The organism is Aquabacterium sp. CECT 9606, from assembly GCF_918741295.1.
Classification (GTDB): Bacteria; Pseudomonadota; Gammaproteobacteria; order Burkholderiales; family Burkholderiaceae_C; genus Aquabacterium.
Genome location: NZ_CAKKNB010000003.1, coordinates 780,012 through 801,432 on the forward strand (window position 1 = coordinate 780,012; position 21,421 = coordinate 801,432).

Below are 21,421 nucleotides of genomic sequence, written 5' to 3' on the forward strand. Positions count from 1 at the left end.
GCGGTGAGTTGGAAACCACTCACCGTTCGGTCAGTGGAAAGGTCACCTCAAAAGCCGACCCCGTTACGGGTTCGCTTTTGACTGCAATGGCCCCACCGATGCTCCTCATCAACTCCTGACATATCGACAACCCCAGGCCGCTTCCACCGAATCGGCGCGAGTAAGACGAATCGACCTGGTAGAACGGCTGGAAGATGTTCTTGAGTTCCGCCGCCGGAATGCCGATGCCTGTATCGGTCACTGAGATCGTCACCTGGTATCGCTTCGGCGCTAGCTCATGAGAGGCCACCGCAAGCCTGATTTCACCGTGGTCAGTGAACTTGATGGCGTTGACCAGAAGGTTGAGAATCACCCTTTTGAGCTTGTGTGGCTGGCCAGCAAAGATCTTGCCCGCGATCTGCTCGACATCAATGGCGAGCTTCAGGCCCTTCTCCTGCCGCGAATGATCGACGATCTGAGCGCATTCGACTAGAAGCACATCGAGTTTGAACTCCGAATCGCCGTCATCCCGAGACGTGCCCCCTAGCATGGCGTAGTGCAATAGATCATCCAGCGTGGCCAGGAGCTGATCGCACGCCTGTTCGACCTGTTGAAAAGTCTTCAGCCTCTTTTCGCTCAATTGACCCTCGAAGTCTTTCTGCATGACCGACATCAATCTGGTGACGGTATGCATGGGCGTGCGTATCTCGTGACTGAGCATGGCCATGAACGTGGTCTTCGTTCGGTTAGCTGCTGTCTCCGCCTCGATGAGGCGCTGCTTCAACGCAGCGACATTCTTCAGCCTCTTGGTCTGCAGGAAGATGCGGCGCTCGCGCATGTCGAACATGCGTCGTATCCAGAAGCCCACCGCATTCGACACGCTGATGTACGTCAGCATCCGGCCGACCACGGTGGCATTGAACACGCCGGACACGTAAACGGTGCCAATCGTGAGCGCGGCCAGCAGCAAAGACAGCAGGATGGCGATCGAAATGGGCAAGCGCATGAAGTAGTAACACGCGATGGTCAACAGGATGCACGTCGAATTGACGGACAAATAGAAGAACTCGGGATGCCCATACAACTGGGTTCGATACTCGAAGAACAAGATGCCAGACACATACACCACCATCAGCGCAGGCGCGACGATGTGGAAGTTCTTCTCGTACTTTTCGGTGTGGACTTTTGCGTGCCACCCGATGGCAAAGAACAACAGGATAAGCGCGGCCCGCACCACCTGGACGGTGTCGGTCATCGGGCGCTTAAAGGCAAAGTACTCCACACAGGAGAACACCACAAACGACAGCGCCGCCATCAAAGAGAAGACGTATCCCGTTCGCACCCCGGACAGGTGATAGGCGGCCCCGAACTCCTGTTCAAGCCGGGTGTTCCTGAACGGCCTTCCGCGCATCTGGCGCATGAAGCTGTGGCGTATCGATTTCCTCATTTCTCGAGCAGCTTCAGTTCGGCTTGATTCCGAGAAGACGGGCTTGCCGCCGACGCCGCACAGCAGGGTACAGCCCCGGCATATGCCCCAGGAAAACGCGGCATTGACCATGCCCTGACACCCTGCAGATGAAAGTACCTCACCCCACGCTTCTTCAGTGCCACGATGGATTCAGGTGAGCATTCCGGATAGACCTCATTGAGCACCACCGAGCCGTCCCAGAGTTCGCCGATATAGCGCTCCATCACATGATGCCGCGAGATGTTGACGATGAGCGCAGGCCTTCCTCCAAGGCTTTGCAAGGTCGCCCCGTCACGGCAAGTGTCGTCAGGGTGTTCGGGGTCGATCTCGAAGACGGTGAGATCCGGTCGGTCATGGAGAAGCTGTATCACCCGACGTCCCAGGAACCCGGCCGATCCCAAAATGACCACCGGGCAATGCGCTGGAAGCGAAGCCTCAATCATTACTTCATCAATGGCCTGAATGATCCACCAGGCTGTGCGGGCGAGTTCGATGGGCTCTCGCTCGACCCCACTCTTTGCCAGCACGCTGGGCAACACGCCCGAATAGGCAATGGCATCAATGCCGGTGAGCTTGGCCACGGCATCCATTCGCTGATGGACCGCCAGCAATTTTTGCCGGTTCTCAGCGTCTGCGAACTCGTGCTCGAAGGCCCCCATGGCGAAGATCAACCCACCGCCATCCGGCGTCATGAAGAAGCCACCGAACGTGGGCCGCCACTTCACCCTGCGTGCATACCAAGCAAAGGTCACGCTCTCCATGTAGCGCCGGTTGGCGGGATAGAAAAGCACGATCGTCGACAGGCGTTTGCCAAATAGGAACCGCCCGATCCAGCCGACAGCCACGAGACAGACCTTCAGGGTCAGCACCTCGGAGAGCATTATCTGGATTGACGCGCGAACCAACTTTTTCATATCACTCCACACAGCGGTCCTGGTTCATGTTTCGTCCCACAATGTGACGCAGTCAGCGAGATGCCCATACACGTATTCGCCCTTGCATGCCGCAGTGGACCTCCTTCTACCCCATGCGACTTTAAGACCTGTGGGGATGCATCCTTGGCGGCCGAAAGGCATTGGTCGTTGCCTCACGCCAACAACACGATGACAGAATGGCAACCAAACAGAGGCCGCTTAGCGTGTTTACCCAAACATGCGCGCATTTCAATCCAGAGCCATTTCGTCAGTGATCAAACAGGCTTCCTGGTGACATCACTTGCCGAGCGAGGATTTTCCTCGGTTGCATCCTGCAACCCGATTCTGTATAAATGCGCGCCAGTGCCGTGAAGTATCCAGGGAAGTGTTTGTGAGTGCCGGTATTGCCTTTGCAACGTTCAGGGGAAATAACAATGGATTTGTTTCGCAGGCGCTCGATTGGGCCTTCTGACCTGAAGAGGCCGGCACCAGCGTTGATCCCCCAACCTGCACCTGCTCCTGCACCTGCACCTGCAAAAGCTACCCGGGCCACGCCGCTCACACATTCGTCCCTCGCTAGGACCTGCGACAAGGACATTGCCCTCGCAGCCTTGAATGGACTGCGGATCTTGCTCGCGGAAGACCACGAGGTGAACGCGCATCTGCTGATCGAAGAGCTTGAGCACTATGGCGCCAGCGTCAACCACGTGCTGGAAGGCGAATCCGCATGTGCGCTTGCTTTGGCCATGCCGCGCCCGCAGGTGGTTTTGATGGACTGCCAAATGCCCGGGGTTGATGGCTTTGAGGCCGCCAGGCGCATCAGGCAGGAGGAGGCTCAACGAGGGCTGGTGCCTGTACCCATCGTCGCACTCACTGGGCTGTCCCGCGAATTCGAGCAGGAACATTCGTTTTCAGCAGGCATGGATGCCTATCTTGTCAAGCCCTTTTCCTCGAGGCAGCTTGCGCAAACGATCTTCGAAGTGGCAGGCATCACCCTGGAAGAGAAGCAGCTCAGGGACTCGGCTTGAGATGCAGCGGAAGGCTGAGTGAAATCCTGGTGCCCTCTCCAGGCCGACTCTCCAGGCGCAGTTCGCCTTTCAGCATGTCCACCAGGAGCCTGACCACCGTCAAGCCCAGTCCGCTGCCTTCAGCCAAGGCCACGCTCGGATCGGACGACAGCCGCACATAAGGCTTCCAGATTTCAGGAACCTTCGTCTCATCGATGCCAATGCCCGTGTCTTGCACGATCAGTTCGACACCCGAGGCCACCTTGCGAACGGCAATATCGATCTGCCCCTTCTTGGTGTACTTCACGGCGTTGTTAAGCAGGTTGTTCATGATCTGCTGCACCCGCATCGAATCACCGACCACCGCCTGGCATGCCTCTGGAATATCAAGGACGATGTCCGTCGAACGATCCCGCGCGGCGCCACGGTAGTTCTCCACCAGCCCCATCAGCAACCAGTCCAATCGAAACGATTCTTCGATCGCAGGCGCAAGCCCGACGGCCTGCTTGGTGATGACGATCAAGTCTGCCAAATGCGAATTGAGCTGAGCGGACGACGATCGAATGCGGAGGATATTCTGAAGCTCAGAGGCAGGCAGGTTCAATTCGTTGAATCGCCGCTGCAGAGAGTCGAGCGCGGCGACGATGGTTTGGAGAGGAGATCTCAACTCATGCGAGATCATGCCAAGGACCATCAACTTGGAAGCTGTGGCAGCTTGCTGCGCGTCGATGTTATGTCGCCGTTGCATGTCGATCCAGAACAGGATGGCCAGATACAAGGGCTGAATGACGATCAGCGTCACCACCGTTAAAGTGGTCTGGGGTCCGATGTGGCTGCGAAAGAAGATCAGCACAACGGCACACTGGAGCGCCGTGAGGATGGCCTGGACCAGGGGAAGTACATGCGATCTGCGCAGCAGCAGGGCAAACGACGCCAGATACAACAGCGGCGTGGCCAGACCGATTCGACTGATGGCCGAATCATCTTCCAACGGGGGGTGGCAAAAGAAGGCGACGAAAAGCGACGACTGAAAGTAGGCCAGCAGCACGATCAGCACCAATGCCCTGCTGCGCATGATCAGCGCTGGACGGGCCCAGGTTGCCACGCCCATGAGGGCCAGAAACAAGATCAGCACTGGCAGGCCCACGGCATCGAACTGAGACAGTTGGCCCAGCGCCTTGCCTGTGGCCCAAACGATGAGCGCCGCCAGCGCGCCACCAACTTCAATGAGCCCGACAACCAAGGCGCTTTCTTGTGCACGGGCGCCAGCTTCGTTGCCCGTTCGCTTGGCCAACTTGAAGCCCGACCAACTCATTGGGGATGACTGCTTCGCTTGCTCTGCCACCGGTGGATGACGGACTCCAAGATCATCAACTGAGCAGGCTTCTCGTGGATCTCCACATCGAAGGTGCTCACGAGATTGGCGATCTCGGCGCGCAGCGTCTCCCTGGCTTGTCCCGTCAGCAAGAGAATCGGGGCTGATGGTTTCTTCGCTCGGATGCCCTTGACGAGGGCGGAAGCGGTTTCCTTCCCTGGGCCCAGGAGAAAGTCGATGATGTAAACATCGAAATCATCCAACTCTGGCGCCAGTTCGGCCTCGGATGAAAACGCCTTGGCCGTGAAGCCTCCGGCGTTCAAGGCGTCCCGTACGGCGCTCGCCACCGACACGTCATCGTCCAGGACAGCCACGTAGACGTTCTCGCTGGGCTTGGGAAGGACCGTCAGATCGGCAACTTCGAAGAACTCTTCGCTGGGCGAATGAGCGCCTGCTGTGTAAGGGATGATTTTCCAACGCGGCGCACCACGCAGCGCCACCAATTGGCCAACTTTGGGCCGCTCGACCAGCTTGCGAATGACCGCCCTGGCGCCGTACCACGTGTCGCCAATGCGCATCTCACAGGCTGTATTTGCCGATGGCGTCTTCGCCAGTGGGGTTGCGCCGAAGAATGTGCTGATCGAGTCTTCGAAGTGCTGAACGATCAAGATGATCTCTTCGATCAGCCAACCGGGCCCCTCACCCAACCTTCTGCGGGCTTGAGCCATGGACAAGCCGGTGACTTCCGACACAAACGAAGCCTGCTTTCGCTCAGGTACGCCTCGACCTTCCAGGTAGGCAGCCATTTGGCGCGTGATGTCTCGGTGAAGCGCAGTTCCGCTATGGAGGTCATCCATGTTGTCTGGGTTGCTCATGGCTCATTTTAGTTGTTCATACGAGGCGGCTCGCCGCTGCGCACCATCGACGCCCTTCGCAACAAACGACGCAGATTGTTGCAACAAATCAAAGAACCTTAAAAGATTCTTTTACGCAAGATGTTGACAAGAAACAGATCTTAAAAGATACTTTTCTCGTGAACATTGCACAAAACGATCTTATAAGATTGGATTTATGGGGTCAGCCAATGGTGTTTTTCCAATCTTTTAAGAACAAAACACCTACGAGGCAAGCATCAACGAGCGATCCGTTCCTCTGGAACAAAGGTCGTAAGTAGCGCCACCAGTGTAGGTGAACGCCATGGAAGGATCAGGGAGTGATGCAGCGCTCCCACACGGTAGAGGCAAATCAGGACGTGTGAATGGCCCTTCAGTTAGGGCAATTGTTGAGGGTGAGTGGATGGTGTGTTGATGCCCTTGCACGGCGCGTCCCAGATAAGTTTTCACGAACCGCATGGCTCTGCTTGTTTCTTGATTGCATTGAGTTTTTCAGTCCCCCGCCGGACCCAACCCATTCGGGGTTTCTGCTATAGGGCCGCTGCTTTCTGTCTTTTCCCCGGCAGTCAGTGTGATTTGCTCCGAATAGGTGGGGGGCTGATTTTTATTCGGTGAGCACTTGAACGCTTCCCGCGTGATGCCGTCCGCCATACCTTGAGAACAACAGATGATCAAAGACATCAGCCCCGTCGAATGGAACACCTTGTCGCGTGACTGGGGAGATGCCCGCCCCGGCTCACATGGTTGCAGCCATGTCCAAACCGAACCCCCGCAAATGCAAGCGATGCTCGCATTGCTTCAATGCCAACAGCGTGCTGCTGATGAATTGAAAGAACGAGGCCTGTTGAAACCATGCCGAGAGTTCACCGCCCAATTCAGGGCCACAACATGGCAGAGGCCTCCCGACGACATCAGCGTGATCCGAATCGCCGAGGGGATCGAGTACTTCTACACCGCCAATGGGCGGAGGTGTTTCAATGGAAAGTTGATCAGCATTTGGGACCACGATCACAGTGACGCCAAGATCGGCAACTTCATCAAACTGGACAGGTCACTCATTCACCACAAACTTGATCAATTCAAAAACGCGTTTCCGGAGATCACCTATTTCTGGATCGTTCTCTCCTCCGTGGTCATCGCTCATTTTTTCTCGCATGAACGCAAAGGCGGTGAGCCAACCGCATGCGGACAGGGCCTGGCTTTGCTCAGCCAGAAGGTTCAGTACGACCAGTCGGCCATTGAATCGGTCTTTCACAAACCCGCCGACGTTTGCGATGTGGCCTATTCCATTCGCCATCTGAAAGTGGGCAAGTACGGCACGTTCACGCTGTCGGTACTTGCCGAAGAGGTCGTCTTGATGCGGATCGAACTGGGACTGCTCCAAAAGGTGGCTCGCACGGCCGATATCGGCATCCTGATCGACTGAGGCCAACGATGGTCAGCCGCGAACAATTTGCCAGCTTCATGCGCTCTGTCATCCTGTCTGAAGCAACCCCTCTCTCTTGTCTTTTGGGCGACCTGCATGACGGCGCAGTACACGAACTCGTGGAGCATGCGTCATCGAACGCAAGTCACGTGGCCGGGCCTTCGCCTGCCATCGCCATCTGGATCGGGGCGGTTGCGAACAAAACGCTGATCTGCGGGAACCATCCATGACCTTCACCGACTTGTCAGCGGTTCAGCGCCTGCGCTTTTTCACAAACATCGAGTTCCCCGTCATCGGCAAGCGGCTCGAACGCATCTTCTGGCTGCATGGCACAAGAAAGTCCCGAGAAGTCGATCTGCCGATCGGTCAGGACACCATGCTGCTCGTTTCGCAGTTGTTGAAAAAGTCTCACCAGCATCCGCTGGAGTTGGAGACTGCCTTGCCCTGGAACATGGGCGTGGACCGCGAGATGCTGCCCAAACGGCTCGACCAGCTGTGGCTGTATGGAACCACGTTCTTCGAAGCGCTCTCCAGTGACGAGCGGCTGGAGACCGCTTGGCTGGAGACAGCCCGCGACATCTCATTGCTCATTCAATTGAAGCGAACCGTACCCTCGTTGTTTGTGGGCTATTTGAACAAATTCAGCAACAGCCTGCCTTCGTCCGTACACGACTACTTGCTGGTGCACGCGCTGGAGGAGATCACTCAAACATTGATCTTCAGACGCTTCACCCAAATCGCGAACCTGCCCTACTTCCAAAGACTGCCGGCTTACACACAAACATCCGCGCTCTTTCCCGAGATGCATCCTTGCGTGGGGCTTCTAGGCACCTTGATCATCGGTTGGATGGTGGATTCGGGGGCGATGTACGCCACGCAGGCTTCAGGCATTGACCCGCTCACAAGGGAAATTTTCAAACAGCATCACTCGGTCAAGATCCGTCACATCGAGTTTTCACGACGAATCATTGAGGACTACTTGGGCAACGCAAGCATCCGAGAGCGCCACAAGTTCCGGGAGATCTTCAGGCATGTGATCCCAGAAATCCTGAAATCCCTCCGATTCGACCCCGAGATTGCCCAACACACCAGTTTTCCATTTCCGGTAAGCGGCAACCACGCGGCATCGATCGAGGCGGTCAGGACGTCCGTCCACAGCCAGTTGCTCGACGAAGAGCGGTTCAAGAGCATGATGAACTGGCTCTGGAAAATGGAACTCATCTGATAAGCCATTTGAAGTACCGAAGAGACATCACACCGTCTGTCGCCTTGCGCCGAGCCACCCCAGCAAAGAGGGTAGCAGTGCATCCTTCGCCGCAGACCTGAAATCGAAAGGCCCGAACCCAAGCCAAACTCGAAAGCACCACCAAATACCTGGCATTGCCCGGTGACCGCGTCCCCGTCCTTGCTAAAAATGGCCCAGGCATTTCTGAAAGCATGCGATGGCAGGCCAACTCGGCGTCAGCAGTCCCTATGCATCGTCCGACCCGGGCTTCCCTGCCCTGCCCGTCGACGAACTGCTGCTTCAGCAAGCAGCGCTGCTGGCACGCATCAAGCTTTGCCATGGCTCGGACCGGGAAGACTTCGAAGCCACGGTGGTGTCGCTGATCAGGCGCTATGCCGATCTAGTCCACCTGCTGCCTGCCACAGCCGACAACTATTTCAGCAAGCCCGGTGGCCTGCTGCATCTGGGGATGGAGGTCGGGTTCTTCGCCTTGCAGGGCACCGACGCGCACATCTTTTCCGGGCGCTCGACTATCTCAGCCAGACGCCATCTGGAACCGCGCTGGCGCCTGGCCACATTCATCGCGGGGCTGTGCAGCGAAGCCCATCGCGTGCTCACTCACGTCATCGTGACCGATGGCACCGGCGCGGTGTGGCCCGGCTACCTCTTCCCTCTGTCCGACTGGCTGACCGCCCAACATGCGGACCGCTACTTCCTGCGCTGGCGCCCCCATGCCATCGAGGCGCGTGGTTTGGGCTTGTTCGCGCTGGCACATGTGGTGCCGCCCGCCGTCATGCAGTACCTGGCCGAGGACAACTCGGTCATCGTGCCACACCTGATGGCCAGCATCAGCGGCATCTCGGTCTACCGCGAACGCAACGTGCTGGACGAACTTGTGCGCCGGTCCTTGGCGCTGGTGATCGATCGCAACCTTGTCGCCAATGCCGATCGCCATGGCTCACCCCAATATGGATCGCATCTTGAGCGCTACCTGGTCAATGCTCTGAGGCATCTGGCCAGCACCCACTCGGCATGGCAGGCCAACCGCGAAAAGTCCCGCGTGTGGTTGGCTGTGGATGGCCTGTTTCTGGTCTGGCCTCATGCCGCCGAAGACATTCAAAAGCTGCTGGATGCCGAGCAACTGCAAGGCATTCCCAAAGCACCGGCCACGATCATGGATTTGCTCCTGTCTGCGGGGGTGTTTGAGCCCACCGCATCGGAGCAGCCGACCTGGACCATCCAACCTCCAGGCTCGAAGATCAAGATTGAGGCCGTCAAGCTGACATCAGCCGCCATCCTGTTTGCAGGCATAGACCCACAAACCGCCCCGCTCGCAGAGAAATTGACGCGCATGGCGAGCGTGGCCACCCCTGTCGCGCCCGCAAAGGCACCCACCACGCAAGAGCCACCCACCACCACGGAGCCAGACGCTCAGATACCGCTCATTCCTATAGAAGACACACCGCCTGACGAACAAGACTCAGCAACCCAAGCACCGACACAAGCCGCTGCCGAGTTGGTGAACGAACCCGAGCCCACGCCGCCAGCTTCATTCCGCCTGCAAGCACCCATGCGGCTCAACCCCATCGTGCGCGATGTGCTCGTTGAGGTGATCCACACCTTGAACACCGGCGCAGGCCCGGCAAAGTGCTGCACCGTGGCCCATGGCTTGTTTGTTCCCGTGAGCGAGTTCGAGCGCCGAGGGCTACAGCCATCACTGGTCTTGCGCGCACTGACGGAGGTGCGCATGCTGGCCCGCATCAGCGCCAAGGCCCCGCCCACGTCATCAAGAGATTTCAACGGCGTACCCACCGTCGGTTTGACAATCGACCCGCGCTTCGTTGGCGGGCTGGAACTGGCGGGCTTTGCCCTGCCCGCCGACCAGGAGCCATGACATGTTCATCCGCCGCTACGAGATGCCATGGCGACATGCCTACGAGGTCTACGCTGGCCTGGTCTGGGGCCTGGCGCTGGTCTTCTTCATGGTGGTGGGCGTCATTGGCCAGGTGCCGCGCGCCTTCGCCCTGCCCTTGTCGCTCACCTGCTTTGCCATGGCCGTCCTGCGGGTGTCGCAGGCGCTGCGTATTCTGATCCTGCGCGCCTCCCTCGCCGGGCATGGCATCCAGGTGATGGGCACCCAGGTGCAGGCACAGTGGTGCACCAACCCGAATGCCGTCTTCCTGGGCTTTGGCTTTGAGTGGCGGCCGGTGCATTCGCAGCGCCTGTACGAACTGGCCAAGATCGACTACCGCGATTTCGCGGTCTCCCCACGCCTCCTGAATTTACTGGGCTATGACAGCCTGCCGCAGCCTGATGCCGAAATCGGGCTGGCCTACATCCATGGCGTGGAACCCCGCGAGGTGCCCCTGCACCGCCCCTTGCAGAACTTCGAGGGCGGCACGCTGCTGGTGGGCACCACCCAATCGGGCAAAGGTGTGGCGCTGGCCAACCTCATCACCCAGGCGGTGCGCCGCAACGATGTCGTCATCGTCATCGATCCCAAGAACAGCCGCCGCCTCAAGCGCGTGGTCGAGCGGGCATGCCAGGACTGGCGTGAGCCTGACACGTTCATGGAATTTCACCCGGCCTTTCCCGAGGTGGGGGTGCGGCTGGATTTCACTTTCAACTGGCAAAAGCCGACCGAGATCGCCTCGCGCATCCAATCCATCATGCCGCCCGACACGGCGGGTGCCTTCTCGGCCTTTGGCTGGGATGCCGTGAACGTGGTGGTGCAAGGCCTGGTCGAGCTGGAAGAGCGCCCGAACCTAGCCAAGCTGACGCGCTACATCGAAGGGGGCATCGAGCCGGTGCTGGAAGGCTCCCTGCGGCGCTTCTATGCCGAAACGATGGGGCCCAACTGGCGTGAGCAGCCCGAGATGAAAAAGCTCATCCAGGAGGCCCAGCGCGGGAACATGAAGAGGCCCTCAGAAGCCGCCAGCCATGAGCTAATGGCCTTCGTCGCCTACTACGAGCACCATGTGGCCCAGCCACAGCGCAGCAAGGTGGTTGATGCGCAGGTGCGCACGTTCAGGCACAACCGCGAGCACTACCAAAAGATCACCGCGAACCTGCTGCCGGTGCTGTCCATGCTGACGTCCGGTGATCTGGGGCGCACCTTGTCGCCAGACCCGTTTGATGCGGATGACACCCGCCCGATCATGAACTTCGAGAAAATCGAGCGGGGCGGACATGTGCTGTACATGTGCCTGGACTCGCTGCCCGATCCCTCTGTGGCCTCGGCCATCGGCGCGCTGGCGCTGGCCGACCTGGCCGCACGGGCCGGCATGCGCTACAACCTGGGCGGCTACCGGCGCATCGCCTTGTTTGTCGATGAGGTGGCCAACGTCATCAACCAGCCCTTGATCGAAATCCTCAACAAGGGCGCTGAGGGCGGCATCTACACCACCTGCGCGATGCAGACCTTGGCCGACCTGGCCAAGCGCCTGGGCAGTGAGGCGGCCGCACGCATGGCCCTGGGCAACTTGAACAACCTGATTGCCATGCGCTCCAAGGACAGGCCGACACAGGACTTCATCGTCGAGACCTTTGGCAAAACCGCCATCCATTCCATGCGGGTGGGACTGGGGCATGGCGCTGATACCCACGTCGGTGATTTCTCCAGCAGCTATTCAACCCAACTGTCCGAGAGCTTCGAAGAAATGGTGCCCGCCGATGTGCTGGGCAAGCTGCCGAACCTGCAGTACTTCGCCTCGGTCTCGGGTGGCCGGATCATCAAGGGGCGCTTTCCGATTCTGAATCCGGATGCGCCGGGTGCCAAGCAGCGCAGTGGGGGCCCGCCATGATCAGGGCGATTGCCGTGGTGTCGCTGCTCGCCCTGTTGGTGCTGGTGCTCTACGTGCCCTCAGCGCACCCGCCCGAGCGCTTCGTTGCGCAGCTTCGCGCGGAGTACGGCATGGCTGCTGGGTTCTGGGGTGAGGAAGCCGCCACACGGATGCTGTCACGCGCCATCGGCTTGCAGGATTCAGCGCGGCGATCAACGCCGATCCCCTCGTCGAAAGACAGCGCGCCCGTGAACAACATGAACGCAGCCGTCGGGCGCGAGATGGCCTCGGTCAACCAGCGCTTGTTCAACAACCCCTACTTCAGGTCGATTGATGCCTTGTTGCTGCTCGCCAGCTTCCGGCTGGCCTTGTTGCTGGAGTGGTTGCCCTGGCTGCTGGTCTTTGCAGCGGCCGGCATGGTTGACGGTTACTTTGTGCGGCTGGTCAAGGCCAAAGAGTTCTTGCACCACAACCCCGAGATGTTTGCGCTGTATGTCTGCTTGGCCATCCTGGCCAGTTGCGCGACGATGCTGGCTTTTGTGCTGCCGATCACATTGCACCCGCTGATGGTGCCATGCGTGCCTTTGGTGATCGGCTCACTCATGGGGCTGGCGATCAAGGATTTTCATCGACGGGGTTGAGCGCTGGGCTTGACCGCGCTCTGTAGAGAGTCCGAAACCCGCCATGCGCCAAGGGCTCGTCAAACAAATCGAAGAGGCCAGATGCCGCAGCGAGCTTCTTCAAAGTGGCGTACCCATGGCGCTCCTTCATGTGTGTGACGGCATCAGTTTCTTGAAGCCAGGCAACGCGACCGGCATCAGCAATGTATGCCCAACCATCGCCACGACTCTTCTGAGCTGCTACCTCCTGCAGCATCAACACCAATGGACTGTGCTGCAACAAGAGCAGTTCGAACTGGTGCTGAATTTCCTCTGATGCAAAAAATTCCGCCGTGGATTGCCTCGCGTCCCGCATCGACATGCAGACGGTGCGAAGGTGCTCGAATATGGGCAGTACCCGGGCTCGCTGTTCGTCCAGGTAGGTGGCGGCCTCAACCATGCGCTCGCTTGACTCAGGCTCCCACCGGGGTAGGAAGTGATGAATGAGATCATTGCGCTCGTCCACCATGCGCTTCATGTCGGCACGCTGGGTTTCGTAGAAAGCACTGTCACCAGAAGTTGTGAACGTGAATGACATCCAAACTTCGGTCACGTCTTCTGGCTCTGGGGATGGCTCACCGGCATCGGAAAGAATCCCGTCTGAAAACTGCTCGATCAACTGCCCCATGGTCTGCTTGTGCGCTTTCTCAACGCGGTGCTGGCGCCGCTCCTCCAAGGTCGAAGTGCTGCCATCTACTTTGTGATTGGCCACCAAGAATTTCAGAAGGCCCTCGATTTGCTGAAACAGCACCACATTGCGGCCGATCTTTCTGAGCACCGCGTCACTACTGACCTGGTCATGATTGGTGTTGCCGCGGCCGTCCATGATTTCTGCCCCACATAGCTATTGATGACATGCTGGAGGCCCATGGGCCAACACGGCACGATTCGGAATTATCAAGCTTGGCTGGATTTACCGTTGTGGCGTCCTGCAGCACGCACATCACCCGTCAGTCCACCACCCCATGACGACACTGGGAATCTGCGACGGAGAAAGCCAGGGCATGAGACTTCATGTGCCCCAGCAAGCATTGCCAGTACTTCTTTGGCATCACCGTATCGGCACATCGGCGAGACAACTGGAAGACCTTAGCCGACACGCCTGTTTGACCGCTGTCTGAGCGAGCCAATTCTGCGCTATAGAGGCTTGTCACCTGAAGGCACATGCCTGCCGCAGAGTCCCTGTTCCAGACACACTGCCGTGCAGAACAAGTGGAATCAGATTGCGCCCCTGGGCAGCCCGTCTTCACGACCTGGCATGTGGATTCAACTGGGCAGGCATCGACAACACAGTCGGCTGCGAAACTAGTTGAGCACATACCCGTCGCCCAAACAGCGCAGACAAAATATTGAACTACGCGCACTGCAATCCTCCTTCATTGCCCTGACCTGTACGCATCAACGATCAGACGCCAAGCAGCCACGACATCGGAGCCATGCGCATTCACGGAAGAGCAGTTGTGCACGGTGTCCGGGCCGCAGGGCGATCAGGTCCAATCATGTTGACACTCGCTGACCTGATTCGCTCGTCCATATTGACAACATTTCGCTCTCCTTTCACGATCGCCACGTTCGGCACAGTGCCCTGAAGCGATCGCGAAAGCCCATATACAAAGCCTGCAATCGCCCTAGATCCAAAAGCACCCGACGCCTAACGCCGGACGAAATCATCAATGCAGATACCATCTGACAGCCATTTTCCGGAGCAGTATGACAGCCCGTTGGCCCATGCGAAGGCCGATGACCTGCGTCTGAGCGGTTGACAATCTCCGCTCAAAAGCCAACCTGCTGACATACATCGCAAGGGGACTTCGCAGGCTAGGCAAGGCCGATCTTGCGTCGATGCTTGCTGATATGCTTTCGGTCGTAGAGCCGACGCTGTTTTTGATCGGGTGTCTGCGTATCCCCACTCCCGTACTCAGGACAAGCGAGTAACCATGGCCAAGACAGTTCCCATAACGCTGCCCAACGGCCGAAGCTGGTCGAAAAAGGGCGACGCCATTGAACATTTCAAAGCCATGCTGGGGCGCTACGCCGACGGGAGCCGCGTGCTAGACGCTTCAGACATAGCGGACCTAGAAGCGCTGCTCGCAGTCTATGACTCTGTAGTTCCTGAAGGGCAATCAACCAAGACCGGCCTCGGAGTTGCACACTTCGAGCGGCGCTTGAACCGCGATCATCCAGGTCACACGTCGTGCTTCTTCGTGGTTCGAACCGACGGGTCTAGCATTGATTTCAGTACCCGGCGCGCTCTGGACGTTGCCAGCGCTCAAACTCGTTGAAGCAGTAGCGCCCTCTAGCCGATGCCGTGACTGGCAGTCAGCCGCTGAAAGCCTACTAGAGGCGCTGGATGACTTTACCTTCCCATCGGATGAGTTTGAAGTTAAGGCCGGCAGTCGCTTCAAGGAACACCGATTCATTTTCGTCAAACGAGGCGGCAACGATTGACTGCAAGCGGGATGCTCCACTCAGCAGTTGCAGCAGCGCGTGTTGGCTGCTGGAGCGCATTGAGTGCTGGCCAGGTTCATCCATAAGAAGGAACCCGGGGTGGTTCCCTTCAAACCCTCGCGTCGCCGACGTCTGGTAAAGCGCGAGCAGGTAGCTCCAGATTAGGCGCACGAAATCGCTGGCGCTCGAATCCGCTGTTAGGCTGGTTTGGACCTTGGACCTGATTTCCCGTAGCTCAAGCTCAGAGAGGATGGGGGTCAGCGTGTCCAGGCTAATGCGGATGTCTTTAATCTCAGCACTTTCATAGCCGAACGAGCTCGCATTGCCGCGAAAGTTCTTCTCGAAGAGACCAATTCTGGAAAGGTCTTCCGGGCCGTACGCATCTTTGGGAAGATCTCTTCGAGCGGACTGGTTGGCTGCAAGCCGCTTGGCGACCTCACCAAAAATTTCAAGTAGAAGCGCAGCCTGGGCTTCGAATGCCTGAAGACTAGACAGTTCCAGCTCGATCTGAATTTGGCGCCGCACGATGGCACGTGACTCTGCCGCGCCAGTGCTCACGTCGCCCCGCAACGAATTGCGATAGTCATGCTTCGCCGCGAGGCGACCGGCTACGTCTGCGACTGCAATCTCTGATTGACGAATCTCTTCCTGCGCGCCGTTAACTTGACGCTGCAGCATGCGACGTTGGCTCTCGAGATACTCAACGTTGGTGGTCAGGTCCATCTGCGGACCCGAAACGATGCCGAACAACAATGTGTCGTCGACGGACTGATGGCACGTCGGACAATGGTCTGACGCCACCTCAACTTCCATTTGCGCGCCGAGGACACGCAGCTTGAGCGCAGTTTTGTTGCGATCCAAGTCCTCGTTTGTTTCTGCCAGCAGGTTACGCAATTCGTCCAGCGACGCCTTCTGCAGTGTGAGGTTGGCGGTAGCTCGCTCATGCAACACACTCAGTCGCTGAAGCTCGGCTGTTGCCGACTCGAGTTCTTTGAGGGCTTCTGCGCCAGACGCTTTTCCATAGGCTTCGGCCTTCCCACCGAGTCCTGCATGCTCCGCCCGAGCTTGACTGACATGCTCGGCAAGGGACGTCTGCGTCCTACCGTTCGACTTCACGAACTGGACAGTCGCGGCATCAAGCAGGGCGGTCGGCGTCCCGGATAGACCTTCGATGACCAAGCCGTTGGTCGTAGCCGCTTGGCGCAAGGTGTCGTACGCTCGACGCCAATCCGAGTCGATTGCCATTGATTCCGCATCCAGCTCTGAGCGCTTGGCCTGACGCTCGAACACGCTGAGCCCAAGCAAGAATTCTGTGACTCGAATTCGCGCATCGCGTATCCCAAAGAAAGGGATGTTGGCGATGTAGTCGGTCCAACCCCGCTTCTGCTCTACAGCCAGCGCCGCGAAGACTGTCTGCAGATAGAGCTTGGCCATCCCGCCGGACGTCGTAGCAACCTGTGGAAGGTGGTAGCCCATGAAGTGCTCAAGGAACTGATGGAACCCTTCCTGCTTCTGCGCACTCCCTGAGTCGAAAAGGTACGTTGGCTTTGGGGTGCCAAGCGCAGTCCCAGCGGTCAAGTGAGCGCCGTCGAAAACTTCGACAAGCTTTTGGCTTCGGACGGTGTCGCGGATCGCTCTCCTCAGGGTGACACGTTTCCCTGAGGAACTCTCGAGCTCGACGAACACCTCGGACGCAACTACCTCGGCGCGCTCGTCGCCTTGGAGGAAATAGTCCTTGACAGCATACGGCAGAACCTTTTCGCCTCTGCCGCCAACGAGTTCTTCCATCCCCAGGCCGTACATGAGGCAGTTGAACAGGGTGCTCTTGCCGCTTGAGTTATTTGCGCGAATGACTGTCAATCCGCGACTGAATTCGAATTGGAACCCGAAGTCTCCGTTTTCGGTCGCTAACCTTAGCTTGATGGCTAGGATGTTCATGCCGATTCCCATCCCTTTGCAACTGTTTCGACCATGTTTTCAGTGATGTCCTTGCCAATTTCCTTCAGGAGAGCTCGCTCACTAGAGAACGCGACCGGGTCCTTGAGTACCTCAGCAATGAAGGACAGGCCATTTTCGGTAATTTGGTAGCCGGTGGACGTTGCTTGAAGTAGATCTTCGGCTACGGCGTAGCGGATTGCGATAGCAACGACAGGGTCGAAGCCCCATGCGGTGATGTGCAGCACCTTCGCCTTTGCTGCATCTACCAACTTCTGGATTCGGTCGGTGCGCTTTAGCGCCCAGTTGAACAAATGCAGCCGCGGCAGCGTGGACTTACCACCTCGTGACGATAGGTGGAGCACGAGTAGGAGTTGGCAAATCTTGTACAGAGGACGATGCTCGACCAGAACCGGCGAAGGGCGGCGTTCAAAACGAAGGTGACCTCGTCCGCCGATGAGCTCAACCATAGTCGAGCTCGCACACAGCAATCCATCTTGCAACCATGAGTCGCGCAATATGGGCTGCCTCTGTCTCGTCGACGTGCGGCGCGAGCTCCTTCGTAATGCGCTCGGCCAGGCCTTCTCGAATCTTTTCAGTGAGCTGCTGAGGCGTGCCCTCCCACGTCTCACAAGTCTCTACAACGTGGGCTTCGAATCCGTTGATAAGCCTTACCAGGCGCGAGTGGACAATTGGAGCCTGCTCATTGATACGTCGGAAGTGCGCATCATGGTCAAGGAACTCTCGCAACGTGCGCTGATGCAGCATGGCAACCTTCGCGGCGAGCTTTGCCGCATCCACGCGACCTTCTAGCCTTGCCTTGGTCTTCCGTAAGACGTTTTCTTCGTACACCTCTGGGCCACTGCCGAGCGAAGGCAGGACGGTCGGAAGACCGCCAAAGTCTATGGCTTGACCCAAGGCCAATTGAAGGTCTTGAATTTCCTCAGCGTAGTGGTCGCCATCGTGCACGAGCACCTCGAAATCTGGCGCCAGGATCGAGAGCCCCCACTGCCTTACCTCTGCCTCCTTGGTCCTTGCGTGCGCAAGCAGGTCGTTTTTCGCGACGGTCGGAGTCACGAAGCACCATCGACGCAATTTCGTTGAACCTAGAAAGCCCTTCAACTCTGTTTCGTAGGTTTTCAGCTTTTTTAGATCACGCGTAATCTTGTCGCGCTGCTTGTCGTGGAGGTCCTTGACCGGGTGGAGTTTGTCAGGGCAGTAACACTGAAAACCACAGCCTGTGATCGTTGTGAACCCTTCAAGGCCGAAGTCGCCGGGTGTAGCAATGATGTGCTGGTATCCGTCGGCCGCAAACTTCTTCTTGAATACCTGCTGGCAGAGACGCTCCCAGCTGTTGCCATCGAAGGGGCCGTAGGGAGTGTTGTACACGGCGTCGTCGAAGTCGCGCGTTACCGTGCGATCAGAAGGAAGGAAGCCAACGTCACCCGCTCCTTGCGAACCGGCGGTTGTGTCTTTTGTCGAGTGCCGTTATAGGCGTGCGGCCCAAAGCGCATGCGTTGCTCCCGTTTTGTCACCGCTCCAAGTGCTGCGTCTTGAGGCCTTGCGGTGTTTGCTATCGGAATACCGATCGATGCATATATTAACTTGTAAAAGCGATGCTCCCATCTTGAGCGAACTGCCAACCGAGCCTTGGACAATGTCCGCATGTGCCGCAGGAGAGCCGCGAGAACACTGGCTCGTTCAGGGCGCGGGCCATGCACAGTCACTTGTCCACGCTGCCGACTCTTACGCCTACGCATTGGGCAGGATGCCCCGCCAAATGATGAGGTTCTTTGTCCACGATGGAAAGCACTGATTGGCGCCCGTTTCCAGATAATTTTCTTGAGCTTGTCAGAGACTGATTTGGGTCGGTAAGCCAGTGCATCGCGTTCGCAAATGAATCTCGCATTGATTCGACCTGAAAATCGTGGCGGCGAGCGAGAAGCGCCAAAGACATCCTGCGGCTCGCCGTACTCCGAGCCAAACTCGAAACCCCCACCACAAAGCCCGCATTCGCCCGAGACTCAAAGGCACCCCGCGCCTAACCTTCAGTCATGCGCTCACCAAAGTTGATGCCGCATCCGACCTGAGGGATCCGCCATGTTCACTTCCCCACTGATCGATTCAGCCGACATGACCCTGGCTGAGCCGTACGCCCAAGCCCCCCCCCAAAGCCTAGATCGGCCTCCGCCGATCTCACCCAAATCGCACTGCCTTGCTTGACGCAAAGCAGGCACACCGGGCATCCATTGGGAGTGCGCCATGCAACAGCTTTGTTTGCTGGGGTTGGTCTGGCTGCTGAGTCTGCCAGTCCATACCTTGGCCTGTTGGGATGAGGCTGCGCAGCGTTATGGCATCTCGCCGCAGCTGCTGTATGCCATAGCCCAAGTTGAATCAGGCCTCAACCCACAGGCCGTCAATCTCACGCATCAACAGCGCACAGGCAGCTATGACATCGGCCTGATGCAGATCAACAGCTCGAACCTGCCAGCGCTGGCGCGGCACGGCATCACCGAGAAGGATCTGTACAACCCCTGCACCAGCATCCATGTGGGCGCCTGGTTGCTGGCGCAGACCTTCGCCAAGCATGGCCTGAGTTGGGAAGGCGTGGGTGCCTACAACGCGGCCTGCACGCAACTCAAAGGACAAGACTGCCAACGGGCTCGCAGCCGCTATGCCTGGCAGGTCTACCGGCGACTGCCCACATCCAAAGATCGCATGCAGGCAGAGCCTGTGACACCGAGCAGCACAGCTGAGCCAACAGGCGCCTCCCGTTTCATCCTCACAGCACGGGTGTCGCCATGAACCAAGCACATCAGATGGCCATGGCCTGCGCCTCAGCGCTCACGATCCTCTTCAGCTTGTCGTCTTGCAGCTTGCCTGCGCCGCAACAGGCTGACACCAGGGCCAAATCAGGATCAATGGCCACGCCACCGGTCTCGCATATCGCGCAGCTCGACCATGGCCCGGGTGCCCATTTCGCACAATGCATTGAGCCTGCCTGCCCGGTGAAGACGCTAAAGACTCTGGCCGTGGCAGCCAACGATGACATGCCCGTCTTGCATTCATCGCCCCGCCCGGTTCCGCCATCGGCGCCCCCTCAAGCCGCTCAAAAATCTTCAGTTGAAGCGCCTCGCAAACCACAGGTCATCGTGTTTCAGTTCGCCACCGACAGCGCGGTGCTGACGCCCGCACACAAGGCCCTGCTGTCCAGCCATGCTCATGCCCTTGGCTTCGCCGAACGCATCGTGATTCTGGGCAGGACCGACGACGTGGGCGCAGCCCACCCCAATCAGGCCATTGCGCTGGCCCGCGCTGCTGCCGTTCGTGATCACCTCAAACGGCTTGTCCCGGTACTTCCCACCGACACACGGATCGATGCAAGAGGCCTGTGCTGCTACGCGGCATCCAACGACACCGAAGAAGGCCGCGCACAGAACCGCCGTGTCGAGTTGGTGTTCACCATGCCTGCCGAGCTCAAGCCATGACCAGCAGCAACTCACATTGCGCCCCACGGCGCCCAGCGCATCTTGTCCAGATCGATGCCCTGAAGCGTGCCCTCGCGCGCCCAGGCCCGTGTCCCCGCCTGCGTCAGGCCTTGACGTGCTCACCGCTCCAGGAGATTGCCATGCGCACAGCCATCATTCACCCCTTCACGCGAACTCGCCAGCCCGCACCCATTGAAGAGGGCAAGCCCAAGGTCAACCGAACACCAAGCAAGGCCGCATGGCGGATCACCTCGGCACTGGCCGCGCTCACCCTCGGTTTGGGCCTCGCCATGCCCGGCTTTGCCCTGGACCTGGTGGCCTTCACCGGCATCACCGGGCCGATGACGTCGGCGCTCGCCCAGATCTCCGCACTGGGCCCCAGCGTCAAGGCCCTGGTCGGCTTCGTGGGCTTTGTGGTCGCACTGATCTCGCTGTCAGCCTTGCGCAACTTTGGACCCGTCCTGTTCTACGTGGGGTTGGCCATCTTTGGCGCTGTGGGGCTGGTGATCGCGGGCGCCATCATGGGCGCGGTCGTCTGACAGCAGCTCAAGCCAGCAGGAGCCTGACATGCAAGCAGACACCTACATCCCGCGCCGCCTGGATGACCCCTGGAAGATTGGCTTCTGGGACATCGATGTCGCAGCACCTGTGATCTTTTGCTTCTTTGTCGGCTACCTGTCTGGCACCAAGTTGTCGTTTGCGGCCTGCGCGGCGGTGGGGATTTTTCTGTCCCGCTGGATTGCGCGCATCAAGGCGGACAAGCACCAGGCCTTTGCGGTGCATTGGCTGTACTGGCACCTGCCGCCCAGCCCCATGACCACGCTGCGAGCCACCCCGCCCTCCCACATCCGCCGCATGGTCGGCTGAGCCAGGAGCATTCCC

Annotated in this window: 20 protein-coding genes; 12 read left to right on the forward strand and 8 right to left on the reverse strand. The window is 58.5% G+C overall.

The genetic code is table 11. The features are described 5' to 3' along the window. Positions 1 to 19: 19 nt before the first annotated feature. Positions 20 to 1,537, reverse strand: a complete 1,518-nt coding sequence (locus LQ232_RS16270) for a HAMP domain-containing sensor histidine kinase (RefSeq protein ID WP_230181414.1) — start codon at positions 1,535 to 1,537, stop codon at positions 20 to 22. Next, positions 1,423 to 2,361, reverse strand: a complete 939-nt coding sequence (locus tag LQ232_RS16275) for a hypothetical protein (RefSeq protein ID WP_230181415.1) — start codon at positions 2,359 to 2,361, stop codon at positions 1,423 to 1,425. The genes LQ232_RS16270 and LQ232_RS16275 overlap by 115 nt, the downstream gene beginning before the upstream one ends. Before the next feature lie 629 nt (positions 2,362 to 2,990). On the opposite strand from LQ232_RS16275, the gene LQ232_RS16280 reads away from it, so the two are divergent. After that, positions 2,991 to 3,389, forward strand: coding sequence for a response regulator (locus tag LQ232_RS16280; RefSeq protein WP_305878716.1), 399 nt, complete (start codon positions 2,991 to 2,993; stop codon positions 3,387 to 3,389). Here the strand turns inward: LQ232_RS16280 and LQ232_RS16285 are convergent. Together LQ232_RS16285 and LQ232_RS16290 are read right to left on the reverse strand one after the other, a co-directional pair. Further along, positions 3,373 to 4,683, reverse strand: a complete 1,311-nt coding sequence (locus LQ232_RS16285) for a HAMP domain-containing sensor histidine kinase (RefSeq protein ID WP_230181417.1) — start codon at positions 4,681 to 4,683, stop codon at positions 3,373 to 3,375. The genes LQ232_RS16280 and LQ232_RS16285 overlap by 17 nt on opposite strands. Further along, positions 4,680 to 5,558 carry a helix-turn-helix domain-containing protein gene (locus tag LQ232_RS16290; protein WP_230181418.1) on the reverse strand — a complete coding sequence of 293 codons (879 nt, stop codon included), beginning with the start codon at positions 5,556 to 5,558 and terminating at the stop codon, positions 4,680 to 4,682. Before LQ232_RS16290 ends, LQ232_RS16285 begins: the two co-directional genes overlap by 4 nt. Before the next feature lie 685 nt (positions 5,559 to 6,243). On the opposite strand from LQ232_RS16290, the gene LQ232_RS16295 reads away from it, so the two are divergent. The 6 genes from LQ232_RS16295 (at position 6,244) to LQ232_RS16320 (ending at position 12,650) form a co-directional block, all read left to right on the forward strand. After that, positions 6,244 to 7,002, forward strand: a complete 759-nt coding sequence (locus LQ232_RS16295; RefSeq protein WP_230181419.1) for a hypothetical protein — start codon at positions 6,244 to 6,246, stop codon at positions 7,000 to 7,002. 8 nt (positions 7,003 to 7,010) lie between these two features. Further along, positions 7,011 to 7,232, forward strand: a complete 222-nt coding sequence (locus tag LQ232_RS16300; protein ID WP_230181420.1) for a hypothetical protein — start codon at positions 7,011 to 7,013, stop codon at positions 7,230 to 7,232. Next, positions 7,229 to 8,227 carry a diiron oxygenase gene (locus LQ232_RS16305; RefSeq protein ID WP_230181421.1) on the forward strand — a complete coding sequence of 333 codons (999 nt, stop codon included), beginning with the start codon at positions 7,229 to 7,231 and terminating at the stop codon, positions 8,225 to 8,227. Before LQ232_RS16300 ends, LQ232_RS16305 begins: the two co-directional genes overlap by 4 nt. Positions 8,228 to 8,444: 217 nt before the next feature. Continuing rightward, positions 8,445 to 10,121 carry a MobH family relaxase gene (gene mobH, locus LQ232_RS16310; RefSeq protein WP_230181422.1) on the forward strand — a complete coding sequence of 559 codons (1,677 nt, stop codon included), beginning with the start codon at positions 8,445 to 8,447 and terminating at the stop codon, positions 10,119 to 10,121. 1 nt (position 10,122) lies between these two features. Further along, positions 10,123 to 12,030: a conjugative transfer system coupling protein TraD gene (gene traD, locus LQ232_RS16315; RefSeq protein WP_230181423.1), complete on the forward strand. Its 1,908-nt coding sequence runs from the start codon at positions 10,123 to 10,125 to the stop codon at positions 12,028 to 12,030. Next, on the forward strand, positions 12,027 to 12,650 hold the full coding sequence (locus tag LQ232_RS16320; protein WP_230181424.1) for a DUF4400 domain-containing protein: 624 nt from the start codon (positions 12,027 to 12,029) through the stop codon (positions 12,648 to 12,650). The genes traD and LQ232_RS16320 overlap by 4 nt, the downstream gene beginning before the upstream one ends. Here the strand turns inward: LQ232_RS16320 and LQ232_RS16325 are convergent. Beyond that, complete coding sequence (locus LQ232_RS16325; protein ID WP_230181425.1) at positions 12,625 to 13,494, reverse strand: hypothetical protein; 870 nt, start codon at positions 13,492 to 13,494, stop codon at positions 12,625 to 12,627. The two genes, LQ232_RS16320 and LQ232_RS16325, sit on opposite strands and share 26 nt — an antisense overlap. Positions 13,495 to 14,605: 1,111 nt before the next feature. On the opposite strand from LQ232_RS16325, the gene LQ232_RS16330 reads away from it, so the two are divergent. Further along, entirely contained in the window at positions 14,606 to 14,950 is a 345-nt protein-coding gene (locus LQ232_RS16330) for a DCL family protein (protein ID WP_230181426.1), read from the forward strand. Positions 14,951 to 15,005: 55 nt separating this feature from the next. Here the strand turns inward: LQ232_RS16330 and LQ232_RS16335 are convergent, their stop codons facing one another. From LQ232_RS16335 to LQ232_RS16345, 3 genes are read right to left on the reverse strand one after another with little or no spacing between them, the layout of a single operon-like run. After that, positions 15,006 to 17,054, reverse strand: coding sequence for an ATP-binding protein (locus tag LQ232_RS16335; protein WP_230181427.1), 2,049 nt, complete (start codon positions 17,052 to 17,054; stop codon positions 15,006 to 15,008). Further along, entirely contained in the window at positions 17,051 to 17,521 is a 471-nt protein-coding gene (locus tag LQ232_RS16340) for a hypothetical protein (RefSeq protein ID WP_230181428.1), read from the reverse strand. Before LQ232_RS16340 ends, LQ232_RS16335 begins: the two co-directional genes overlap by 4 nt. Further along, positions 17,514 to 18,440, reverse strand: coding sequence for a hypothetical protein (locus LQ232_RS16345; RefSeq protein ID WP_230181429.1), 927 nt, complete (start codon positions 18,438 to 18,440; stop codon positions 17,514 to 17,516). The genes LQ232_RS16340 and LQ232_RS16345 overlap by 8 nt, the downstream gene beginning before the upstream one ends. Before the next feature lie 873 nt (positions 18,441 to 19,313). On the opposite strand from LQ232_RS16345, the gene LQ232_RS16350 reads away from it, so the two are divergent. The 4 genes from LQ232_RS16350 (at position 19,314) to traL (ending at position 21,406) form a co-directional block, all read left to right on the forward strand. Beyond that, on the forward strand, positions 19,314 to 19,856 hold the full coding sequence (locus LQ232_RS16350) for a lytic transglycosylase domain-containing protein (RefSeq protein WP_230181430.1): 543 nt from the start codon (positions 19,314 to 19,316) through the stop codon (positions 19,854 to 19,856). Continuing rightward, positions 19,853 to 20,539, forward strand: a complete 687-nt coding sequence (locus LQ232_RS16355) for an OmpA family protein (RefSeq protein WP_230181431.1) — start codon at positions 19,853 to 19,855, stop codon at positions 20,537 to 20,539. Before LQ232_RS16350 ends, LQ232_RS16355 begins: the two co-directional genes overlap by 4 nt. Before the next feature lie 140 nt (positions 20,540 to 20,679). Beyond that, positions 20,680 to 21,078: a hypothetical protein gene (locus tag LQ232_RS16360; protein WP_230181432.1), complete on the forward strand. Its 399-nt coding sequence runs from the start codon at positions 20,680 to 20,682 to the stop codon at positions 21,076 to 21,078. Between the two features lie 28 nt (positions 21,079 to 21,106). Next, entirely contained in the window at positions 21,107 to 21,406 is a 300-nt protein-coding gene (gene traL / locus LQ232_RS16365) for a type IV conjugative transfer system protein TraL (protein WP_230181433.1), read from the forward strand. Positions 21,407 to 21,421: the final 15 nt, after the last annotated feature.

Coding starts and splice junctions, on each gene's coding strand:
- LQ232_RS16270 (WP_230181414.1), bottom strand. CDS start 1,537: ATGGTCAATGCCGCGTTTTCCTGGGGCATATGCCGGGGCTGTACCCTG.
- LQ232_RS16275 (WP_230181415.1), bottom strand. CDS start 2,361: ATGAAAAAGTTGGTTCGCGCGTCAATCCAGATAATGCTCTCCGAGGTG.
- LQ232_RS16285 (WP_230181417.1), bottom strand. CDS start 4,683: ATGAGTTGGTCGGGCTTCAAGTTGGCCAAGCGAACGGGCAACGAAGCT.
- LQ232_RS16290 (WP_230181418.1), bottom strand. CDS start 5,558: ATGAGCAACCCAGACAACATGGATGACCTCCATAGCGGAACTGCGCTT.
- LQ232_RS16295 (WP_230181419.1), top strand. CDS start 6,244: ATGATCAAAGACATCAGCCCCGTCGAATGGAACACCTTGTCGCGTGAC.
- LQ232_RS16300 (WP_230181420.1), top strand. CDS start 7,011: ATGGTCAGCCGCGAACAATTTGCCAGCTTCATGCGCTCTGTCATCCTG.
- LQ232_RS16305 (WP_230181421.1), top strand. CDS start 7,229: ATGACCTTCACCGACTTGTCAGCGGTTCAGCGCCTGCGCTTTTTCACA.
- mobH (WP_230181422.1), top strand. CDS start 8,445: ATGGCAGGCCAACTCGGCGTCAGCAGTCCCTATGCATCGTCCGACCCG.
- traD (WP_230181423.1), top strand. CDS start 10,123: ATGTTCATCCGCCGCTACGAGATGCCATGGCGACATGCCTACGAGGTC.
- LQ232_RS16320 (WP_230181424.1), top strand. CDS start 12,027: ATGATCAGGGCGATTGCCGTGGTGTCGCTGCTCGCCCTGTTGGTGCTG.
- LQ232_RS16325 (WP_230181425.1), bottom strand. CDS start 13,494: ATGGACGGCCGCGGCAACACCAATCATGACCAGGTCAGTAGTGACGCG.
- LQ232_RS16330 (WP_230181426.1), top strand. CDS start 14,606: ATGGCCAAGACAGTTCCCATAACGCTGCCCAACGGCCGAAGCTGGTCG.
- LQ232_RS16335 (WP_230181427.1), bottom strand. CDS start 17,054: ATGAACATCCTAGCCATCAAGCTAAGGTTAGCGACCGAAAACGGAGAC.
- LQ232_RS16340 (WP_230181428.1), bottom strand. CDS start 17,521: ATGGTTGAGCTCATCGGCGGACGAGGTCACCTTCGTTTTGAACGCCGC.
- LQ232_RS16350 (WP_230181430.1), top strand. CDS start 19,314: ATGCAACAGCTTTGTTTGCTGGGGTTGGTCTGGCTGCTGAGTCTGCCA.
- LQ232_RS16355 (WP_230181431.1), top strand. CDS start 19,853: ATGAACCAAGCACATCAGATGGCCATGGCCTGCGCCTCAGCGCTCACG.
- LQ232_RS16360 (WP_230181432.1), top strand. CDS start 20,680: ATGCGCACAGCCATCATTCACCCCTTCACGCGAACTCGCCAGCCCGCA.
- traL (WP_230181433.1), top strand. CDS start 21,107: ATGCAAGCAGACACCTACATCCCGCGCCGCCTGGATGACCCCTGGAAG.